Source organism: Azospirillum sp., from assembly GCF_035627195.1.
In the GTDB taxonomy this organism is placed as follows: Bacteria; Pseudomonadota; Alphaproteobacteria; order Azospirillales; family Azospirillaceae; genus Azospirillum.
Genome location: NZ_DASPMG010000410.1, coordinates 1 through 14,812, shown reverse-complemented (window position 1 = coordinate 14,812; position 14,812 = coordinate 1). Strand labels below are relative to the sequence as shown.

The following is a 14,812-nucleotide window of genomic DNA, read 5'->3' as shown; positions in this document are numbered from 1 at the left end:
GCGTCACAAACTCCAGACGCAGGGACATCTTCGACACCTCCTGGAATGGCATGGCCAAGCCCTCGCTAAGCTTCGTCCACGCCCATATGTGTCAATGATGTCCCCGAACACCTGTAAAGGATGTCTCCGGTCTATACACCGGAGAACAAGACTCTTTTCCCGCCATCCGGCGGTAATGACCCCTCTCCCCAACCCCTCTCCCGCCAGGGGAGAGGGGCTTTCCCACTCTTCGCCAAGATGTGTGCATGACGCGGTGGCGGGGAGAGGGGCTTTGCGTAGGCCCGGCCGGGTCGGGAACGGTCACCGGTCCGCGTATTGCGCGATGCCGTTGCCGAGGGACCAGTTCTCCTTCGCGACCTCGACGAGGCTTACGAACACGTCCTCCGGCCGGATGCCGGGGTTGTCGCCGAGCAGTTCCGCGATCCGCCGGTACAGCGCCTTCTTCTGTTCCACGGTGCGGGTGTTGTTCGCGGTGATCTGGATGAACACGAGGTCGTCACTCCGAGCGACGCCGAGGTAGGACGCGTTGTAGCGGAAGTTACCGGGTTCGTGCTCCGTGATGGCCATGAACTGGTCGTCTTCCGGCACGTCGAACGTTTCGCGCATCGCGCGGTACAGGCCGTCGAAGATCGCCTGCCGGTAGGCTTCCGGCTTTCCGGCGCGCATCGAGATGTGGAGGAGTGGCATTGTGGATCCTTTCCGTTTTGTCCCGATTCAACGTTACCCGCCGCCTTGTCATTTTGGTATGCTATGAATGTTGATATCAGTGATAAGGCTTGGAAATGATTGAGCGCCCGCTCGACCTGGATGCCGTGCAGGCCTTCGTCCGCATCGCCGAGCTTGGCAGCTTCACGCGCGCGGCCGAGGCCATGCGGACGACGCAGGCCGCGGTCAGCCTGAAGCTGAAGCGGCTCGAAGATAGGCTCGGCTGCCGGCTAGTCGAGCGCACGCCCCGGTACGTGCAGCTTTCGGCGCGGGGCACGGCCTTCCTCGACCACGCCCGCGAACTCCTGGAGGCGCACGACCGGGCGCTTGCCGTGTTTGCGGGCGCCCGGCAGCGCCTGACCATCGGCATCAGCGACCATGTCGCGGGGCCGGAGCTGCCCGCGCTGATCGCGCGCATGAACGCGCAGGACCCGCAGCTGCTGATCGAAATCCGGATCGGGTCGTCGGGCGACCTGCTGCAAAGCTTCGACCGGCGGGAACTCGACACGGTGATCGTCCGCCTGCACGCCGGGCGGAACGACGGGGAAGTCCTCACGGAAGAAAAGTTCGGCTGGTTCGCGGGGCCGAGCTGGCAGCATCGGGTGGGCGAGCCCCTGCCGGTCGCCACGCTGGCCGAGCCGTGCGGCGTGCGGGTGATGTCCAGCCAGCTTCTCGACGCGGCGGGCGTGCCCTGGACGGAAATCTTCGTGGGCGGCGGCGTCACGGCGGTTGCCGCGGCCGTCATGGCCGGGCTCGGCATCGCCGCGCTGGCGCCGCGCATGCTGCCGTTCGGCGCGGTCGACGTCGGCCCCAGGCTCGGGCTGCCCGATTTGCCGCGCCTGCCGGTCCTGCTTCACACGCGGGTCAGGGACGGCCGGCCGCGCGACGCGCTGGCCGCGCTGTCGGCCGCCTACCGGAGCGCGGTGTCGGGCGGACGCGTGCGTTGATTGCCATGCCGCGCTTGCGCTATGAGGGGCGCGTTCGAAACGGAGGCCCGATTCCCATGACCGATTGCCCTTGCGGCTCCGGCAAGACGCTGGACACCTGCTGCGGCCCGTACCTTGCCGGCGGCACCACGGCGCCGACGGCGGAGGCGCTGATGCGCTCGCGCTATTCGGCGTTCGTCGTCGGCAACATCGACTACCTGCACGACACGCTGCTGCCGGAGACGCGCGACGACTTCGACCGCAAGAGCGTCACCGAATGGTCGCAGACGGCGGAGTGGCTGGGCCTGCAGGTGAAGTCGACCGAGGCCGGCGGCGAGGGCGACGAGGAGGGCTATGTCGAGTTCGTCGCCCGCTTCAAGCTGAACGGGCAGGAGGCCGTGCACCACGAGACCGGCCACTTCAGCAAGCGCGACGGCCGCTGGTGGTACGTGGACGGCGCCCTGGGGCCGCGCCCGCGCCACGCCGCGAAGGTCGGCCGCAACGACCCGTGCCCGTGCGGCAGCGGCAAGAAGTACAAGAAGTGCCACGGTGCCGCGGCGTAACGTGCATTTCTCCCTCCCCCGCCGGAGGCGGGGGAGGGGTTAAAAGGCTTACCAGCCCGGAACGACGGCGCCCTTGAACTTGTCCAGGACGAACTGCTTCACTTCCGGCGTGTGGTAGGAGGCGACCAGCGCCTTCACCCAGGGCTTGTCCTTGTCGGCCGCGCGGACGGCGATGATGTTGGTGTAGGGCGAATCGGCGCTTTCCTTGGCGATCGTGTCCTTGGCGGGGTCGAGGCCGGATTCCAGCGCGTAGTTGGTGTTGACCGCCGCCGCGTCCACGTCGTCCAGCGAGCGCGGCAGCTGGGCCGCGTCGAGTTCGAGGATCTGCAGCTTCCTCGGGTTTTCCTTGACGTCGACCGGCGAGGCCTTCAGCCCGGCGCCGTCGCGCAGCTTGATCAGGCCGTTGGCCTGAAGCAGCAGCAGGGCGCGGCCGCCGTTGGTCGGGTCGTTCGGCACGGCGATCTTGGCGCCGTCCTTCAGGTCGGCCAGGGACTTCACCTTCTTCGAATAGATGCCCATCGGGAAGACCACCGTCTTGCCGACGTTGACGATCTGGTAGCCGCGGTCCTTCACCTGGTTGTCCAGGTACGGCTCGTGCTGGAAGGAGTTCGCCTGCAGGTCGCCGGCCGACAGCGCCTGGTTGGGGATCACGTAGTCGGTGAACTCGATGATCTGGATGTCGAGGCCCTGTTTGGCGGCGATCGGCTTCACCTGCTCCAGGATCTGGGCGTGCGGGCCGGCGCTGACGCCGACCTTGATGGTCTCGGCCGACGCGCCGGACGCGAACGTCAGGGCCGCGGCGCCGATCAGGGCGCCGAACAGGCGGGAACGGGACATGGGAACCCTCCTCAGGCTTTCATATTGCGTTTGTTGAAGCGGCGGGCGAGCGCGTCGCCGGCCGATTGGACGATCTGCACCAGCACCACCAGGATCACCACCACGGCCAGCATCACCTCCGGCAGGAAGCGCTGATAGCCGTAGCGGATGCCCAGGTCGCCCAGGCCGCCGCCGCCCACCGCACCCACCATGGCCGAGTAGCCGATCAGGCTGACCGCGGCCAGCGTGAGGCCCAGCGCGATGCCGGACATGGCTTCGGGCAGAAGCACCTTGCGGATGATCTGGAAGGGCGTGGCGCCCATGGCCTGCGCCGCCTCGATCAGGCCGCGGTCGACCTCGCGCACGGAGCCCTCGACGATGCGGGCGATGAAGGGGATGGCGGCCACGGTCAGCGGCACGATGGCCGCCGCGGTGCCGATGGAGGTGCCGGCGACCAGCCGCGTGAACGGGATGATCGCCACCACCAGGATGATGAAGGGGGTGGAGCGGGTGACGTTCACCACCGCCCCGGCGATGCGGTTGAAGGTGAGGCTCTGCAGAAGCTCCCCCCGCCCGGTCACCGCCAGCAGGACGCCGAGCGGCAGGCCGATCAGCGTGCCCAGCACGCCCGACACCGCCACCATGTGCAGCGTGTCGAGCGTCGCCTTAAACAGCAACGCGATGATTTCCGGAGACAACATGGCCAAGCACCTCGACGCCGAGATTGTTCACTTTGAGCAGGCTAACGGCGGCCTCGATGGAGGTTTCGGGGCCGACGACCTCGACCACCAGGGTGCCGAAGGGGGCGCCCTGGATCTCGTCGATCTGGCCGTGCCAGATGTTGAGGTCGATGTTGAACTTCCGGCTCAGCAGGCTGATGACGGGGGAGGTCGCGCGCTCGCCCGTGAAGGTGATGCGCAGCACCGGGTTGCTGCCGGCCACGGGCTCGTGCGACAGGCGCTCCTTCAGGCTGTCGGGCATGCCGCGGTTGATGACCGGGTCGACGAAGCTGCGCGTCACCGCGTGGCGGGGGTGCGCGAAGATGTCGAAGACCGGCCCCGTCTCGATCAGCCGGCCGCCGTCCAGGACGGCCACCTTGTGGCAGATCTCCTTGATCACGGCGATCTCGTGCGTGATCAGCAGGATGGTCAGGCCCAGGCGCCGGTTGATGTCGCCCAGCAGGTGCAGGATCTGCGTGGTGGTTTCGGGGTCGAGCGCCGAGGTTGCCTCGTCCGACAACAGCACCTTGGGCTTGGAGGCCAGCGCGCGGGCGATGCCGACGCGCTGCTTCTGGCCGCCCGACAGCTCGGCCGGGTAGCGGTCGCGCTTGTCGGCCAGCCCGACGAGGTCGAGCAGCGGTTCGACCTCATCGCGGATGCGGGCCTTGGGCACGCCGGCCAGCTCCAGCGGCAGCGCCACGTTGCCGTAGACGGTGCGCGAGGAGAGCAGGTTGAAGTGCTGGAAGATCATGCCGATCTGGTGGCGCGCGGCGCGCAGTTCGGCGGGCTTCAGCGCCGTCATGTCGACGCCGTCCACCAGAACCGTGCCGGACGTCGGCGTCTCCAGCCGGTTCACCGTGCGCAGCAGCGTGCTCTTGCCCGCACCGGAGCGGCCGATGATGCCGAAGACCTCGCCCCGTTCGACGGAGAAGGAGATATCGGCGATGGCCGCCACCGGCGCGCCCGTACCGCGCGCCGGGTAGACCTTGCCGATCGTGTCGAAGACGATCATGGACGACTCACCACGTCGGAACGATGGTCCCGTCGAAGCGCGTCAGGATGAACTGGCGCACCTCGGGGGAGCGGTAGATCTCGATGAAGCGCTTGATGGCCGGGTCGTTCGCGCGGTCCTTGCGCACGGCCCAGACCAGGTGCCACTTCGACTGGTCATCCTCCAACAGCAGCGACGCCTTGGGGTTCAGCCCGGCCAGCACCGCGTAGTTCAGCGTGATGACCGACGCGTCCACGTCGTCCAGAGAGCGGGGAAGCTGTGCTGCGTCCAGCTCCACGAACTTCACCTTCTTCGGGTTCGACGCGATGTCGGCGATGCTGGCGGTTGCGCCGGCACCGTCCTTCAGCGCGATCACGCCGGCCTTGGCGAGCAGGGCGAGGGCACGCGCGCCGTTGGTGGGGTCGTTGGGGATGGAGATGGTGGCGCCCGGCTTCAGATCGTCCAGGGTCTTCACCGTCTTGGCGTAGACGCCCATGGGCACGACGATGCTCTTGGCGACCGGGACGATGTCGTAGCCGCGCTGCTTGATCTGGTTGTCCAGGAAGGGCTGGTGCTGGAAGTTGTTGGCGTCGATGTCGCCGGCCTGGACGGCGGCGTTCGGCATGTTCCAGTCGGTGAACTCGATCACCTTGGCCTCCAGGCCCTCCTTGGCGGCGATCTTGGCGGTGAACTCCAGGATCTCGCCGTAGGGGCCGGCGGACACGCCGAGCTTCAGCGGATCGGCGGCGGCGGACGTCGCCAGGAGGCCGATGCCGAGAAGGGCGGAGGCGAACAGGGTCTTCATGGGTGCGGGTCCTTTATTCGTTTTTCGTTCAGCTTTGCGTTCAGCGGCGGTGACGCTTGGAAAGCGTGGAATAGAGGTGCTGGGCGGCGCGCTCGGCCTGTCCGACGTGGCGGAAGGTGCGGCGGTCGAGATCCTTGAAGGCCCAGTCGGAGGCGAAGAAGGTGAAGCCGCGGTGCTCGGCGACGACGATGCCGGCGGTGTGGCCGTGGACTTCGATGGCGTAGGCTTGGCTGCTCATGGCGAAAGCTCCCCTCGCGCGCCCGGCGGTGGGGCGGGCGCGGATTCTGCGTGCGATGGTCCTGGGAAAGGGCGCGGCATCAGGCCGCGCGGCGCGGCATCAACAGCCGCGGCGACACATCGAGGCCCGCATTCGGCGTTCGAACGCCAGGGCGGGCGGCAGGGCGGGGGAGGCGTGGATCGGATCGGTGTTCATGTCCGGTCACTCCTTCATCAGGTCCACGACCGGCATCGTGGCGCTTTAGCGTTTGGTGACGCGGCGCAAGCTGCATGGTCAAAAGCCGCGGGCCGCCCACGGCGGGCGTCCGGAGGTATGTCTACTTTGGGTGTAGGGTTGGTGTCAATGGCAAAACGCACATGCGGAATGTGCAATTCTGTATTTCACAATCATGTACTGTTTTACGCGATCAGCTCCGCCACCACGCGGTACCAGCGCAGCTTCTCCTCGAAGGGCAGGCGGGCGAGGCCGCTGGGGGAGGGGAGGACGACGTCGACGGCGGGCGGAAACAGGCTGTCCGGCTGCGCGCCCCAGCCGGCGCGGTCGCGGCCGGAGGCGGGAAGGTACACGCCCTTGCCGGTGTAGGCGACCACCTTCGGGCGGTACTGGGCGACGATGCGGCCAATGCGCGGGGCGCCGGCCGCCAGTTCGGCGCGGGTCAGGTCGGCGGCACCCGGCGTGGCGCGGGCGACGAGGTTGGTGGAGCCGAGGCCCCATTGCACCATGCTCCGGTCCTCCTCCGGCCGCAGCAGGCGCGGGGTGAGGCCAGCGGCGTGCAGGAGGCGCCAGAACTGGTTGCCCGGCCCCGCGTAGTTGTGGCCGAGCTGGCCGGAGCGGGTGCCGGGGTTGAAGCCGACGAACAGGACGCGCAGGCCCGGCGCCAGGATGTCCGGCACCGGGCCTTCAGCGTCATCCGATAATGGATTCATCCTCCAGCCCAAGCTCCGCGGCGGTGACGCTGGCGTGGCCGGCGCGGATGCGCGCCTCCAGGGCCAGCACGTCGGGCAGCAGACGGTGCATGAAGAAGCGCCCCAGCGCAACGCGCGAGGCGAGGTACGCCGGGTCGTAGCCGGCCGGGCGGCGCGCAGCCGCCGTCGCCGTCAGCGCCCACATCCAGCCGTAGGTGACCAGCGCGAACAGGCGCAGCGTGTCGGTGGCCGCCGCCGCCGGTTCCAGCGGCGAACGCCCGGCCGCCTCGCCCAGCCACGCGACGGTGGCGCGCAGGCGCTGCACCGCGTCGGCCAGGGGGGAGGCGAGGTCGGCGGTGTCCGGGTGCGATTCCAGCGCGGCGACGGCCTCGTCCAGCGCCGCGTAGAGGCGCCGCAGGGGGCGGCCGCCGGCCATGGCGAACTTGCGCTGCACGAGGTCGAGCGCCTGGACGCCGTTGGTGCCCTCGTAGATCTGCGTGACGCGCACGTCGCGCACCAGCTGTTCCACACCCCAGTCGCGGACGTAGCCGTGGCCGCCCATCACCTGTTGGGCCAGCACCGCCGCGTCGAACCCGAAGTCGGTGCCGGCGGCCTTGACGATGGGGGTGAGGAGGGCGGCCCAGTCCTCCGCCTCCTCCCGCACGGCCGGGTCGGCGCTGTGGTGGGCGCGGTCCATGCGCAGCGCGGTCCAGGCGGCCAGCGCGCGGCCGGCGTCGGTCAGCGCGCGGGCGGTCAGCACCATGCGCCGCACGTCGGGGTGCGAAACGATGGGATCGGCCGGCTTGTCGGGCGCGCGGGGGCCGTCCGGAGCGCGGCCCTGCAGGCGGTCGCGGGCGTAGGCTGCCGCGGACTGGGCGGCGCACTCGCCGACGCCGATGCCCTGGATGCCGACGAACAGGCGTTCGTGGTTCATCATGGTGAACATGGCGGGCAGGCCGCGGTGCGGTTCCCCCACCATCCAGCCGGTGGCGCCGTCGTAGGCGACCACGCAGGTGGGCGAGGCGTGCAGGCCCATCTTGTGCTCCACCGACAGGACGGACCACGCGTTGCGCGCACCATCGGGCAGCACCTTGGGCACCAGGAACAGGCTGATGCCGCGCGTGCCCGGCGGCGCGTCGGGCAGACGGGCCAGCACGAGGTGGACGAGGTTGTCGGTCAAATCGTGGTCGGCAGCCGAGATGAACATCTTCTGGCCGGTGACGCGGTAGGAGCCGTCGCCCGCCGCTTCCGCCTTCGTGCGCAGGATGCCCAGGTCGGTGCCGGCGTGCGGCTCCGTCAGCGCCATGGCGCCGGTCCAGCGGCCGGAGATCATGGAGGGCAGGTAGCGGGATTTGAGGTCGTCGCTGGCGTGCGCGGCGATGGCGCGGATGGCGCCCTGCGTCAGGCCGGGCAGGATGGAGAAGGCGAGGTTGGCGCCGGACACCATCTCCATCACCAGCGTGTCGAGCACTGCCGGCATGCCCTGCCCGCCGTAGGCCGGGTCGCCGCCCAGCCCGTTCCAGCCGCCGTCCACCCAGGCGCGGTAGGCGTCATGGAAGCCGGCGGGCATGCGCACGCCGGCCGGTTCGACGCGCGCACCCTCGGCGTCGCCGGGACCGTTGAGGGGGAAGAGTACCTCCCCCGCCACGCGGCCGGCCTGGGCCAGCACGTCGTCGAACAGCTCGGCCGAGGCGTCCTCCCAGCCGGCGGCCGTGAGCGTGGCGGGGGCGTCCAGCACCTCGTTCAGCAGGAAGCGCAGCGTCGTCAGCGGCGCGCGGTAGGCGGCCATGGTGTGTGTCTCCTTGTCCTTTGTGCCCCTCCCTCCCTCGCCTACGGCGGGGGAGGGAGGGGCCCAGCCGCAGGCTGGGAGGGTGGGGGCAACGGCCTTTGTGGCGGGCGGAAGCCCAAGCTGGCGGATTTCGTACGGATCAGGAAATCAGAGACTGAGAGATTGAGAGATCAAGAGGGGTTGGTTGAGAAATGGCGCAGCGCGAAGTTGTGGCTGTGGCAAGACATCAAAAGTCTCTTCATCTCTAAGTCTCTGATTTTTTGATCCGCACCGTCGTCGCCAGCCGATACGCCGCTGATTCTCGCGAACAACTAGCCCCCACCCTCCCAAGCTTCGCTTGGGTCCCTCCCTCCCCCAGCGGGGCTGGGGGAGGGATTAATCACCTTCAGTTCCGCAGGGGTTTGCCGGTGTCCATCATGTGGCGGATGCGGGCCTGGGTGGCGGGAGCGCGGATCAGGGTGAAGAGGGCGTCGCGCTCCAGGGCGGCGAGGTCGTCTTCCGTGACGGGGACCAGCGGGTCGGCGTCGGCGCCGGTGCAGGCGCGGGCCAGCCAGTCGGCGGCCACGCCGTCATGCGCCGTCATGAGGCCGGCGCGCTGCCAGCCCTGGACGAGGTTCATCAGGGAGGCGCGGCCGCTTGGGCCGGGGAGGACGGCCGTGCCGGGCTCCGGCGGGGCGTAGCCGTCCACCAGGGACAGGGCCTTGGCCTTGGCGTCGCCCAGCAGGCGGTCGCGGTTCATGGTGATGCCGTCGCCCGCGCGCAGGAAGCCGAGAGCGCGGGCGTGCAGGGCGGAAGCCGAGACGGTGGCACCGGCGATCACCTCGAACGCCGCCGTGGCGGCCTTCATCGGGCCGGCGGGGCGGTCGTCGCGGGAGGCGGCGCGCAGCAGCATCTCCGTCGTGCCGCGCCAGCCGGGGATGATGCCGACCTTCAGCTCGACAAGGCCCAGGTACGCCTCCGCGTGCGCCTGCACGGCGTCGCAGTGCAGCAACACCTCGCACCCGCCGCCCAGCGCCAGGCCGGCCGGTGCGCCGACCACGGGGAAGGGCGCGTACTTCAGCGCGCGGAACGCCTGCTGGCCGCGCACGACGAACGCCTCCAGCGCGGCGAAGTCGCCGGCGTCGAAGCGATCGACGAAGAACTTCAGGTTGGCCCCGGCGGAGAAGGCGCGCGGGTCGTCGTTGTAGATCACCAGGGCGCGGAAGCCGGCGGGCAGGCCCTTTGCGACCGTCTCTACCATCTCGATGATGCCGTGGTCGACGGCGTTCATCCGGGTGTGGAACTCCAGGCAGGCCACGCCGTCGCCGATGTCCCAGAGGGAGGCGGAGGCGTTGCCGGCCAGGGGTGCGGTGCCCTCCTTCACGTCGGCGAGGTCGAGCACGCCGGGCGGGCGTTTGACGGGCGCCCAGGCGCCGGTGGTCAGCCGCGCCTCGCGGCCGGCGGACCCGCGCCGGTGGAAGCCGCCGTCGGCGGCGGCCTGGGCGAGCAGGGCGGGGACGGGGCGACCCTCGGCCGCCAGACGATCGGCGATCAGCGCGCAGCCGACGGAATCGGCCAGCGCGAAGGGGCCGCGCGCCCAGCCGTAGCCGAGCTGCATGGCGGTGTCGATGGCCGCCACGTCGTCTGCGATTTCCGCCGCCACCTCGGCCGTGTAGGCGATGGTGTGGGACAGGAGCGACCACGCGTACCGGCCCATAGCGTCGTCCTGCGCGATCAGCGCGCGCAGGTCGCGGTTGGCCTTCGCCTCCTGCTGCGGGCGGTAGTCGCCGGTGGCGAGGTCCACCGCCTCGCGCGCCTTGGTGCCGGCGACCATGCGGTAGAAGCCGCCCTTGGCCTTGCGGCCGATGCGCCCTTCGCGGATCAGGCGCTGGACCAGCGTGTCCCTGGTCAGGTCGAAGGCGTGGTGGCCGTCGGTGGCGGAGAGGGCGCCCAGCAGGCTGGACCACACCAGCGGGATCAGGTCGATGCCGACGAGGTCGAGCAGGCCGAAGACGCCGGTGCGCGGGATGCCAAAGGGGGCGCCGGCCACGGCGTCCGCCTGCTCCACGCTCAGGCCGAGGCGCTGCGCCTCCAGCGCCGCCACCGACATCCAGTAGCAGCCCAGGCGGTTGGCGATGAAGGCGGGGGTGTCGCGGCAGTCCACCACCGTCTTGCCGAGAACGCGTTCGGCGCACTCGCGCACCGTGTTGGCGAGGTCGGGGGCGGTGGCGGGGCCGGCCACCAGCTCCATCAGGCGCATGTGGCGGGGCGGATTGAAGAAGTGGGTGATGGTGAAGTCGCGCTTGAAGGCGTCGGACCGCCCGTCCGCGAGCCACGCCAGCGGGATGGTGGAGGTGTTGGAGGACACCGCCGTGCCGGGGCGGCGCACCGATTCCAGCTTGGCGTAGAGGTCGCGCTTGATGGCGAGGTCCTCGACGATGGCCTCGACGATCCAGTCGGCCTCGCTGGCGCGGGGAAGGTCGCTGGCGATGCTGCCGGTCTCGACCAGGGCGGCGGCGGACGGGTCCATGAAGCCCTGCGCCTTCAGCTGGCGCTCGACGCCCGCGCGGGCGGCGTCGGCGGTGACGTCCAGCAGGATCACCGGGACGCCGCCGTTGGCGAACTGCGCCGCGATGCCGGAGCCCATGGAGCCGGCGCCGATCACCATCGCCTTGCGGATGCTCGTGTCCATCATGCGGCCTCCAGAACCATGGCGATGCCCATGCCGCCGCCGATGCATTGCGTGGCGATGGCGTGCCGGCCGCCGGTGCGCTTCAGCAGTTGCGCCGCCTTGCCGACCAGACGGCCGCCGGTGGCGCCCAGCGGATGGCCGAGCGCGATGGCGCCGCCGTCGATGTTCAGCTTCTCGTCCGGGATGCCCAGTTCGCGGCAGCAGGCGATGGCCTGGGCGGCGAAGGCCTCGTTCATCTCGACGAGGTCGATGTCGGCCATGGTCAGGCCGGCGCGGGCCAGCGCCTTGCGGCACGCCTCGATGGGGCCGAGGCCCATGACGCCGGCCTCGCAGCCGGACACGGCGAAGCTCCGCACCCGCGCCATGGGGGTGAGGGCGTTGCTTTCGGCGAAGTCCCGGCTGCACACCAGCAGCGCCGTGGCGCCGTCGGTGGTGGGGGAGGAGGTGCCGGCGGTGACCGTGCCGCCGGCCAGGAAGGCGGGCTTCAGCGTGGCGAGCTTCTCCGGCGAGGTCTCGCGCACGCAGCCGTCGTGTTCGACGACGGTGCCGGCATGCGTGATGGGGACGATCTCGGCGGCGAGGCGGCCGTCGCGCTGGGCGGCCAGCGCCTTGGCTTGGCTGGAGGCGCCGAAGGCGTCCTGGTCGGCGCGGGTGATGCCGTAGCGCTCCGCCACCCGCTCGGCGGTGATGCCGACGCTGATGTAGTCCTCGACCTGCTCGCGGGTCCAGGCGGGGTTGGGCAGGACGTTGAAGCCCATCATGGGGACGCGCGACATGCACTCCGTCCCGCCGCAGATGAAGGCGTCGCCGGCGTTGGTGGCGATCATGCCGTGAGCCATCTGCACCGCCTGGATGGAGGAGCCGCACCAGCGGTTGATGGTGGCGCCGGCCACGGTGACCGGCAGGCCGGCCAGCATGCCGACCGTGCGGCCGATGTTCAGGCCCTGCTCGCCCTCCGGGAAGGCGCAGCCCCAGATCACGTCCTCGATCCGGTCGGCGGGCACGCCGGTGCGCGCGAGGAGGGCACGGATGACGGCGGCGCCCAGGTCGTCGGGCCGCATGCCGGCCAGAGCGCCCTTGCGCGCGAAGGTGAAGGGCGAGCGGACGTAGCCCGCGATGTAGGCGTCTTTCATGGAAGGGCTCCCTGTATTTCTTCTTTCCCCCCTCTCCCGTCCCGGGAGAGGGTTGGAGTGGGAGTAAAGGCGAGGATCCTTGCCCTTGCCCTCACCCGGCCGGCTTTGCCGGCCACCCTCTCCCGGGGCGGGAGAGGGAAGTAAGGTCAATAAAGCGCGGCGATTTCGGTGGCGTATTTCTTCTGGATGTTGGAGCGGCGGACCTTCATGGTCGCCGTCACCTCGTCGTCGTCGTGGTCCAGTTCCTTGGTCAGCAGGTGGAACTTGCGCACGTGCGCGACCTGGGCCAGCGTGGCGTTGGCGGCGTCGATCTCGCGCTGCACCAGCTCGTGCACGCGGGGGTTCTCGGCGAGGCTGCGGAAGTGGGTGTAGGGGATGTTGTTCTCCTCCGCCCACTTGCCGACCGTTTCCAGGTCGATCTGGATCAGCGCCGAGACGTACTTGCGCGCCTCGCCGATGACGATGCATTCCTTGATGTAGGGGCTGGACTTCACGGCGTTCTCGATCTCCGACGGGCTGAGGTTCTTGCCGCCGGCGGTGATCATGATGTCCTTCAGGCGGTCGACGACGCGGAACTGGCCGTTCACCACCTCCACCACGTCGCCGGTGTGCAGCCAGCCGTCGCGGATGGACTGCGCCGTCGCCTCCGGGTTCTTGTAATAGCCCTCGAAGACGCAGCCGGCGCGGATCAGCAGTTCGCCAAGGTCGCCGACCTTGGCCTCGGCGCCGACGATGGCGGGGCCGACGCAGCCGGGGACGAGCGATTCCAGCGACTGGCCGGTGACCATGCCGGCCGTCTCGGTCAGGCCGTAGACCTCGACCAGCGGCACGCCCAGCGTGCGGAAGAAGCGCACGATCTTCGGCGAGATCGGCGCCGCACCGGTCAGCGCCACGCCGGCCCGGCGCAGGCCGATGTAGTTGAGCAGTGCGCGGAAGACCAGCGCGTACCAGAACCCGTAGACCAGCCGCGCCAGCGGCGGGCGGCGGGACGGCACCGTCTCCGCCCACGGCTCGCACGCCTTCATCGCGCGTTCGAACAGCCATCGCCGTATGCCGCCCGCCTCGGCCATCTTGATGTGGATGGCGGAGTGCAGCTTCTCCCAGATGCGCGGCACGCCCAGGAACATGGTGGGCGCCACCTCCCGCAGATCCTCCTGCACGGTGCGGATGGATTCGCCGAAGTTGACGGTGGAGCCGAGGTAGAGCGGCGCGAAGGTGGTCAGCATCTGCTCCGCCACGTGGCAGAGCGGCAGGTAGGACAGGTGCGTGGTGGCGGGCGTGAGGCCCAGCCGCTCGATCAGGCCGGGGGCGATGGCGTGGATGTTGCGGAAGCTGAGCATCGCCCCCTTGGGCTTGCCCGTCGAGCCGGAGGTGTAGACCATCAGCGCGATGTCCTCCATGCGCTGGTCGCCCAGGAGCGCGTCCACCTCGCCGGGGTGTTTCGCCTCGCGCTCGGCGCCCAGGCGCTCGACCTCCTCGAAGGACACGATGCGGTCGCGCGGGTAGTGGCGCAGGCCCTTCATGTCGATGACGATGATGCGGCGCAGCTTCGGCAGGTCGTCCAGGGATTCCAGCACCTTGTCGGTCTGCTCCTGGTCCTCGCACACGACGAACTCGGCGTCGGCGTGGCCCAGGACGTAGGCGACCTCGTTGGACGGGCTGGTGGGATAGACGCCGACCGCCACCGCCCGCACCACCCCGCAGCCGAGCTGGGCGAACACCCATTCCTGCCGGTTCTCGGAGATGATGCCGACGTGGCCCTTCTCGCCCAGGCCCAGGGCCTTCAGGCCCAGGCCGAAGTGGCGGGCGCGCTGGTAATAGCGATCCCACGACACCGGGTTCCAGATGCCGAAGTCCTTCTGCCGCAGCGCCATGCCCAGCGGGTTGGAGCGCGCGTGCGCGCGCAGCATCTGCGGCAGAGTGAGGGAGGGGAGGCTGGGTGCGTTCATGACAACCACCGCTTTCGGCGCTTGTAGTGTTTGATGTCGCGGTAGCTCTTCGCCTCGCCATGGGCGCCGCCGAGGCCGAGGTAGAACTCGCGCACGTCCTGGTCGCGGGTCAGGCGCTCCACCGGGCCGTCGATGACGATGCGGCCGGTTTCCATGATGTAGCCGTAGGAGGCCACGGCGAAGGCCACCGCCGCGTTCTGCTCGACCAGCAGCATGGACACGCGCTGTTCGGCGTTGATGCGGGCGATGATGGTGAAGATCTCCTCCACCAGCTTGGGCGACAGGCCGAGCGAGGGTTCGTCCAGCAGGATCAGCTGCGGCTCGGCCACCAGGGCGCGGCCGATGGCCAGCATCTGCTGCTCGCCGCCCGACAGGTAACCGGCGCGCACGCCGCGGCGCGCGTGCAGGTTGGGGAAGTACTCGTAGACGAGGTCGAAGCGTTCCGACGCCGGGCCCTTGCCGTCACGGGCATAGGTGGCGGCGACGAGGTTCTCCTCGACCGTCAGGTCCTCGAAGATGCGGCGGCCCTCCATGACGTGGAAGAGGCCGGCGCGCACCAGGCCGTGCGGGGTGCGATCAATCACCGGGCGGCCGTCGAAGCG

At 69.7% G+C, this 14,812-nt stretch carries 14 protein-coding genes; 2 read left to right on the top strand and 12 right to left on the bottom strand.

Annotated features, from left to right (window positions below):
- Positions 1 to 300 precede the first annotated feature (300 nt).
- The gene (locus VED21_RS35485; RefSeq protein ID WP_324890638.1) at positions 301 to 687 is read right to left on the bottom strand and encodes a tautomerase family protein; all 387 of its coding nucleotides are present in this window, start codon (positions 685 to 687) and stop codon (positions 301 to 303) included.
- Between the two features lie 95 nt (positions 688 to 782).
- Between VED21_RS35485 and VED21_RS35480 the strand changes: the two genes are divergently transcribed.
- Positions 783 to 1,652, top strand: coding sequence for a LysR family transcriptional regulator (locus VED21_RS35480; protein WP_324890637.1), 870 nt, complete (start codon positions 783 to 785; stop codon positions 1,650 to 1,652).
- 56 nt (positions 1,653 to 1,708) lie between these two features.
- Positions 1,709 to 2,194 carry a YchJ family protein gene (locus VED21_RS35475; RefSeq protein ID WP_324890636.1) on the top strand — a complete coding sequence of 162 codons (486 nt, stop codon included), beginning with the start codon at positions 1,709 to 1,711 and terminating at the stop codon, positions 2,192 to 2,194.
- A 48-nt stretch (positions 2,195 to 2,242) separates the two neighbouring features.
- Here VED21_RS35475 and VED21_RS35470 read toward each other — a convergent pair whose 3' ends face one another.
- From VED21_RS35470 to VED21_RS35420, 11 genes are all read right to left on the bottom strand, one after another.
- Positions 2,243 to 3,031 (bottom strand): MetQ/NlpA family ABC transporter substrate-binding protein, encoded by a 789-nt coding sequence (locus tag VED21_RS35470; protein WP_324890635.1) that lies wholly within the window; start codon positions 3,029 to 3,031, stop codon positions 2,243 to 2,245.
- A gap of 11 nt (positions 3,032 to 3,042) precedes the next feature.
- On the bottom strand, positions 3,043 to 3,711 hold the full coding sequence (locus tag VED21_RS35465) for a methionine ABC transporter permease (protein ID WP_324890634.1): 669 nt from the start codon (positions 3,709 to 3,711) through the stop codon (positions 3,043 to 3,045).
- Positions 3,677 to 4,741, bottom strand: a complete 1,065-nt coding sequence (locus VED21_RS35460; RefSeq protein WP_324890633.1) for a methionine ABC transporter ATP-binding protein — start codon at positions 4,739 to 4,741, stop codon at positions 3,677 to 3,679. Before VED21_RS35460 ends, VED21_RS35465 begins: the two co-directional genes overlap by 35 nt.
- Before the next feature lie 7 nt (positions 4,742 to 4,748).
- The gene (locus VED21_RS35455) at positions 4,749 to 5,525 is read right to left on the bottom strand and encodes a MetQ/NlpA family ABC transporter substrate-binding protein (protein WP_324890632.1); all 777 of its coding nucleotides are present in this window, start codon (positions 5,523 to 5,525) and stop codon (positions 4,749 to 4,751) included.
- A 40-nt stretch (positions 5,526 to 5,565) separates the two neighbouring features.
- Positions 5,566 to 5,763 (bottom strand): hypothetical protein, encoded by a 198-nt coding sequence (locus VED21_RS35450; RefSeq protein WP_324890631.1) that lies wholly within the window; start codon positions 5,761 to 5,763, stop codon positions 5,566 to 5,568.
- Between the two features lie 398 nt (positions 5,764 to 6,161).
- Positions 6,162 to 6,656, bottom strand: a complete 495-nt coding sequence (locus VED21_RS35445) for a mismatch-specific DNA-glycosylase (protein WP_324890630.1) — start codon at positions 6,654 to 6,656, stop codon at positions 6,162 to 6,164.
- Positions 6,657 to 6,669: 13 nt separating this feature from the next.
- Complete coding sequence (locus tag VED21_RS35440; RefSeq protein ID WP_324890629.1) at positions 6,670 to 8,457, bottom strand: acyl-CoA dehydrogenase; 1,788 nt, start codon at positions 8,455 to 8,457, stop codon at positions 6,670 to 6,672.
- A gap of 385 nt (positions 8,458 to 8,842) precedes the next feature.
- Positions 8,843 to 11,131 (bottom strand): 3-hydroxyacyl-CoA dehydrogenase/enoyl-CoA hydratase family protein, encoded by a 2,289-nt coding sequence (locus VED21_RS35435; RefSeq protein ID WP_324890628.1) that lies wholly within the window; start codon positions 11,129 to 11,131, stop codon positions 8,843 to 8,845.
- Positions 11,128 to 12,261 carry a thiolase family protein gene (locus VED21_RS35430; RefSeq protein ID WP_324890627.1) on the bottom strand — a complete coding sequence of 378 codons (1,134 nt, stop codon included), beginning with the start codon at positions 12,259 to 12,261 and terminating at the stop codon, positions 11,128 to 11,130. Before VED21_RS35430 ends, VED21_RS35435 begins: the two co-directional genes overlap by 4 nt.
- Before the next feature lie 146 nt (positions 12,262 to 12,407).
- Entirely contained in the window at positions 12,408 to 14,210 is a 1,803-nt protein-coding gene (locus VED21_RS35425) for an AMP-dependent synthetase/ligase (protein WP_324890626.1), read from the bottom strand.
- Positions 14,207 to 14,812: ABC transporter ATP-binding protein (locus VED21_RS35420; RefSeq protein ID WP_324890625.1), on the bottom strand; the 606-nt coding region annotated here is incomplete at its 5' end. The genes VED21_RS35425 and VED21_RS35420, both read right to left, overlap by 4 nt.

What these genes read in the sequence shown, in the direction of transcription:
- VED21_RS35485 (WP_324890638.1), bottom strand. Translation starts at nt 687, where the DNA reads ATGCCACTCCTCCACATCTCGATGCGCGCCGGAAAGCCGGAAGCCTAC.
- VED21_RS35440 (WP_324890629.1), bottom strand. Translation starts at nt 8,457, where the DNA reads ATGGCCGCCTACCGCGCGCCGCTGACGACGCTGCGCTTCCTGCTGAAC.
- VED21_RS35455 (WP_324890632.1), bottom strand. Translation starts at nt 5,525, where the DNA reads ATGAAGACCCTGTTCGCCTCCGCCCTTCTCGGCATCGGCCTCCTGGCG.
- VED21_RS35480 (WP_324890637.1), top strand. Translation starts at nt 783, where the DNA reads ATGATTGAGCGCCCGCTCGACCTGGATGCCGTGCAGGCCTTCGTCCGC.
- VED21_RS35465 (WP_324890634.1), bottom strand. Translation starts at nt 3,711, where the DNA reads ATGTTGTCTCCGGAAATCATCGCGTTGCTGTTTAAGGCGACGCTCGAC.
- VED21_RS35425 (WP_324890626.1), bottom strand. Translation starts at nt 14,210, where the DNA reads ATGAACGCACCCAGCCTCCCCTCCCTCACTCTGCCGCAGATGCTGCGC.
- VED21_RS35470 (WP_324890635.1), bottom strand. Translation starts at nt 3,031, where the DNA reads ATGTCCCGTTCCCGCCTGTTCGGCGCCCTGATCGGCGCCGCGGCCCTG.
- VED21_RS35450 (WP_324890631.1), bottom strand. Translation starts at nt 5,763, where the DNA reads ATGAGCAGCCAAGCCTACGCCATCGAAGTCCACGGCCACACCGCCGGC.
- VED21_RS35430 (WP_324890627.1), bottom strand. Translation starts at nt 12,261, where the DNA reads ATGAAAGACGCCTACATCGCGGGCTACGTCCGCTCGCCCTTCACCTTC.
- VED21_RS35460 (WP_324890633.1), bottom strand. Translation starts at nt 4,741, where the DNA reads ATGATCGTCTTCGACACGATCGGCAAGGTCTACCCGGCGCGCGGTACG.
- VED21_RS35435 (WP_324890628.1), bottom strand. Translation starts at nt 11,131, where the DNA reads ATGATGGACACGAGCATCCGCAAGGCGATGGTGATCGGCGCCGGCTCC.
- VED21_RS35475 (WP_324890636.1), top strand. Translation starts at nt 1,709, where the DNA reads ATGACCGATTGCCCTTGCGGCTCCGGCAAGACGCTGGACACCTGCTGC.